Origin of the sequence: Streptomyces hainanensis (assembly GCF_004348415.1) — a bacterium.
Classification (GTDB): Bacteria; Actinomycetota; Actinomycetes; order Streptomycetales; family Streptomycetaceae; genus Streptomyces; species Streptomyces hainanensis.
On record NZ_SMKI01000559.1, the window covers coordinates 1 to 4,590 of the forward strand.

5 protein-coding genes are annotated in these 4,590 nt (G+C 71.9%); 3 read left to right on the plus strand and 2 right to left on the minus strand.

From position 1 onward, the window contains the following. The first annotated feature begins 198 nt into the window (after positions 1-198). Positions 199-711, plus strand: coding sequence for a bacterioferritin (gene bfr, locus E1283_RS32410; RefSeq protein ID WP_132821738.1), 513 nt, complete (start codon positions 199-201; stop codon positions 709-711). Here bfr and E1283_RS32415 read toward each other — a convergent pair. After that, complete coding sequence (locus E1283_RS32415; RefSeq protein WP_132821739.1) at positions 699-923, minus strand: (2Fe-2S)-binding protein; 225 nt, start codon at positions 921-923, stop codon at positions 699-701. The genes bfr and E1283_RS32415 overlap by 13 nt on opposite strands. A 121-nt stretch (positions 924-1,044) precedes the next feature. Continuing rightward, complete coding sequence (locus E1283_RS32420) at positions 1,045-2,391, minus strand: class II 3-deoxy-7-phosphoheptulonate synthase (protein WP_132821740.1); 1,347 nt, start codon at positions 2,389-2,391, stop codon at positions 1,045-1,047. A 97-nt stretch (positions 2,392-2,488) separates the two neighbouring features. Here E1283_RS32420 and E1283_RS40065 point away from each other — a divergent pair, with 97 nt between their 5' ends. Then, positions 2,489-2,545: a trp operon leader peptide gene (locus E1283_RS40065; protein WP_132821742.1), complete on the plus strand. Its 57-nt coding sequence runs from the start codon at positions 2,489-2,491 to the stop codon at positions 2,543-2,545. A 125-nt stretch (positions 2,546-2,670) separates the two neighbouring features. Next, entirely contained in the window at positions 2,671-4,560 is a 1,890-nt protein-coding gene (locus tag E1283_RS32430; RefSeq protein WP_132821741.1) for an anthranilate synthase family protein, read from the plus strand. The last annotated feature ends 30 nt before the right edge of the window (positions 4,561-4,590 follow it).

Below are 4,590 nucleotides of genomic sequence, written 5' to 3' on the forward strand. Positions count from 1 at the left end.
CGGCACCGCCCCGCACCACCACCCGGTTCGCCCCGCCCGAAACCCACGAGACGGCGCGAAAACGGCGAGAACCAGGCATTTCGGTAAGCCTTCGCTTACTGGACGGATCGCCCGCGTGATGCCACGATGCGCGCACGATCCGGCCGGCCCCGCAGGGCCGGGCGAAGCCGCGGAACGCCAGGGAAGGAACGCGCCGCCATGCAGGGCGACCCCGAGGTCATCGAGTTTCTGAACGAGCAGCTGACGGCCGAACTGACGGCCATCAACCAGTACTTCCTGCACGCGAAGATGCAGGAGAACTTCGGCTGGACCAAGCTGGCCGCCTACACCCGCGCCGAGTCGTTCGACGAGATGCGGCACGCGGAGGTCCTGACGGACCGGATCATCTTCCTGGAGGGCCTGCCGAACTACCAGCGGCTCTTCCACGTCCGGGTCGGCCAGACGGTCACCGAGATGTTCCAGGCCGACCGGCAGATCGAGGTCGAGGCCATCGACCGGCTCCGGCGCGGTATCGAGGTGATGCGGGCCAAGCACGACATCACGTCGGCCAAGATCTTCGAGTCCATCCTCAAGGACGAGGAGCACCACATCGACTACCTCGACACCCAGCTGGAGATCGTCGAGAAGCTGGGCGAACCGCTGTACATCGCCCAGCAGATCAAGCAGCCGAGCTCGGACGACGACGGCGCCGGCGCGAACTACGCGGAGTAGACCGGGGTGGCGGCGGGGGCCGGGAGCACCGCCGCGGGCGCCTCGGCCGCCGGCCTGACCCGGCCCAACAGACACTGGATGCGGCGCACGCAGGAGCCGCAGTCGGTGCCGGCCTTGCACTCGGAGGCGAGCTGCCGCGGCGTCGCCGCCCCGGCGGCGGCGCGCTCGCGCACCTGCTGCTCCGTGATACCGAAGCACGAGCAGACGTACACCTTCAGATCCTCCGAACAGCGGGCAGGGCAGGTAACCAAGTGAGGTAAACCTAACCTTAGCCGCTGTCCGAATCGCCCGACAGTACCCCGGAGTGTGGCCCCCGCCACCCCCGCCGAGCGGCTACGCCCGGTACATCTCCGCCACCAGGAACGCCAGGTCGAGCGACTGGCTGCGGTTCAGCCGGGGGTCGCACGCCGTCTCGTACCGCTGGTGCAGGTCGTCGACGAAGATCTCGTCGCCGCCGCCCACGCACTCGGTGACGTCGTCGCCGGTGAGCTCGACATGGATGCCGCCCGGGTGGGTGCCGAGCCCCTTGTGGACCTCGAAGAAGCCCTTCACCTCGTCGAGGACGTCGTCGAAGCGCCGCGTCTTGTGCCCCGAGGCGGCCTCGAAGGTGTTGCCGTGCATCGGGTCGCAGACCCACGCCACCTGGGCGCCGGACGCCGTGACCTTCTCCACCAGCGTGGGGAGCCGGTCCCTGATCCGGTCCGCGCCCATCCGGGTGATGAACGTCAGCCGGCCGGGCTCCCGGTCCGGGTCGAGGCGCTCGATCAGGGTCAACGCCTCCTCCGGGGTGGTCGTCGGGCCGAGCTTGACACCGATCGGGTTGCGGATCTCCGAGGCGAACGCGATGTGCGCCCCGTCCAGCTGCCGGGTGCGCTCACCGATCCACACCATGTGCGCGGAGACGTCGTACAGGCGGCCGGTGCGGGAGTCCGTCCTGGTCAGGGCGGACTCGTAGGCGAGCAGCAGCGCCTCGTGCGAGGAGTAGAACTCCACCGAGTGGAACTCGGCCGGGTCGGCGCCACAGGCCCGCATGAAGTTCAGCGCGTTGTCGATCTCCCGCGCCAGCGCCTCGTAGCGCCGGCCGGACGCCGAGTTGCGCACGAAGTCCTGGTTCCAGGCGTGCACCTGGCGCAGGTCCGCGTAACCGCCCGTCGTGAAGCCGCGCACCAGGTTCAGCGTGGCCGCCGACGCGTGGTACATCCGGCGCAGCCGCTCCGGGTCGGGCACCCGGGCCTCGGCGGTGAAGTCCGCGCCGTTGACCGAGTCGCCCCGGTACGTCGGCAGCGTCACGCCGTCCCGCACCTCGGTCGGCTTCGACCGCGGCTTCGAGTACTGGCCGGCGATCCGGCCCACCTTCACCACGGGCACGGCGGCCGCGTACTGGAGCACGGCGCTCATCTGGAGCAGCGTCTTCAGCTTCGCCCTGATCTGGTCGGCGCTGACCTGGTCGAACGCCTCGGCGCAGTCCCCACCCTGCAGCAGGAACGCCTCGCCCCGCGCCACCGCGGCCATCCGGGCACGCAGCTGGTCGCACTCGCCGGCGAACACCAGCGGCGGATAGGACTCCAGGTCAGCGACGACGGCCCGCAGGGCCTCGGCGTCCGGGTAGTCCGGCTGCTGAGCCGCGGGGAGGTCACGCCAGGCGGACGTGCGAGTGCTGCTGTCTGGGTTCACGCTCACGCGCTCCAGATTACGGGGTGGAGTCCAGCTCTTTTCCAGCCCGGCCAGGGAGTGAGACGGCCCCACCCGGCACGGGCCGTGGTGTACAGTCCCCGGCATGTTCGCGACGCGTATCAGCTCCTGGTGGTGGACCGCTTCTCCGGCGGCCCACTGATCGCGCGCAGCACCGACCACCGCGAAGGCCGCCCGAGGGGCGGCCTTCGGCGTTCGCGGGCCCGTCCCTCTCGATCTTCGACCCACTCGACATCGTTGACGATGCGAATCGAAGGGACCCCCGTCATGCACGACGCCCCACGTCTCCTGGACGCGCTGCTCGCCGGCCCGACCCCGTTCGCCCTGCTGCGCCGCCGCACGCCCGGCCGTGACCACGACGTGGTCGAGTTGCTGACCGGCCCCGTCGTCGAGCTCGACCGGCTCGCCGAGCTGCCACGCCACGAGCACGCCCTGGCGCTGATCCCCTTCCGCCAGCTCGCCGAGCGCGGCTTCGAGGTCACCGACGACGGCACCCCGCTCGCCGTGCTGCTGCCCGAGACGGTCCACGAGCTGCCCGTCGACGCGGTGCTCGACGCCCTCCCCGACCACGGCGTCACCGTGCGGGACGGCGCCTTCGACCTGGACGACGCGGCCTACGAGCGGGTGGTGGCCGACGTCGTCCAGCATGAGATCGGCGCCGGCCAGGGCGCCAACTTCGTCATCAGGCGCACCTTCACCGGCCGGATCGACGGCTTCTCGCGCCGCGACGCGCTCGCCCTCTTCCGCCGTCTGCTGGCCGCCGAACGCGGCGCGTACTGGACCTTCGTGGTGCACACCGGCGACCGGGTGCTGGTCGGTGCCAGTCCCGAGGTCCACGTCCGGATGAGCGGCGACACCGTCGTCATGAACCCCATCAGCGGCACCTACCGCTATCCGGCCGACGGCCCGAGCGTCACCGGGTTGCTGGAGTTCCTCGACGACCGCAAGGAGACCGAGGAACTGTCGATGGTGGTCGACGAGGAGCTGAAGATGATGTGCGCCGTCGGCGACCAGGGCGGCGTGGTGATCGGGCCCCGGCTGCGGGAGATGGCCCACCTCGCGCACACCGAGTACGAGTTGCGGGGACGCAGCACGCTCGACGTCCGGGAGGTGCTGCGGGAGACGATGTTCGCCGCGACCGTCACCGGCTCCCCGGTGGAGAACGCCTGCCGGGTGATCAGCCGGTACGAGCACGACGGCCGCGGCTACTACGCGGGCGCGCTCGCCCTGCTGACGGCGGACGGCGTCGACTCGCCGATCCTGATCAGGACCGCCGACATCGACGCGACCGACGGCCGGCTGCGGGTCCCGGTCGGCGCCACGCTGGTGCGTGGCTCCGACCCGGCGGGCGAGGTCGCCGAGACCCACGCCAAGGTCGCCGGCGTGCTCTCGGCCCTCGGCGTCCGGGCCGGCCGCCCCGCCGAGTCGGGCTCGCCGCGCCCCCGGCTGGCCGACGACCCCCGCGTCGGCGCGGCGCTGGCCGCACGCCGCACCGGCCTGGCGCCGTTCTGGCTCCGGATGCAGGACACCCCGGCCACGGGCGGCGGCCCGCGGATCCTGGTGATCGACGCCGAGGACACGTTCACCTCGATGCTGGCCCACCTGCTCAGGTCGACCGGCGCGGAGGTCGAGGTGACCCGCTTCGACGCACCCGGCGCCGTGCCGCGCGCCCTCGCCCACCCGGGCCCCGTCCTCCTCGGCCCCGGCCCCGGCGACCCGCGCGACCTGACCGACCCCAGGATGCGGCTGCTGCGCGAGCTGACGGCCGACCTGCTGGCCGACGGTGCCGGCGGTGCCGGCGCTGGCCGGTGGGTGATCGGCGTCTGCCTGGGGCACGAGCTCATCGCCGCGCACCTCGGCCTCGACCTGATCCGCAAGCGGCGCCCCTTCCAGGGCGCCCAGGAACGGATCGACCTCTTCGGCCACGAGGAGACGGTGGGCTTCTACAACTCGTACGCGGCACGCTGCGACGACGAGACGGCCGCGACGCTGGCGCGGCGCGGCGTCGAGACGGCGCGCGACGCGGCGACGTCGGAAGTCCACGCGATGCGGGGCCCCGGCTTCACGGCGGTCCAGTTCCACCCGGAGTCCGTGCTGACGCTGAACGGGCTCGCGATCGTCGAGTCCCTGACGAGGGTGAGGGGCCTGCCGGTCTGAGTCCCACGGGGGTTGTCCCCACCTCCCCCA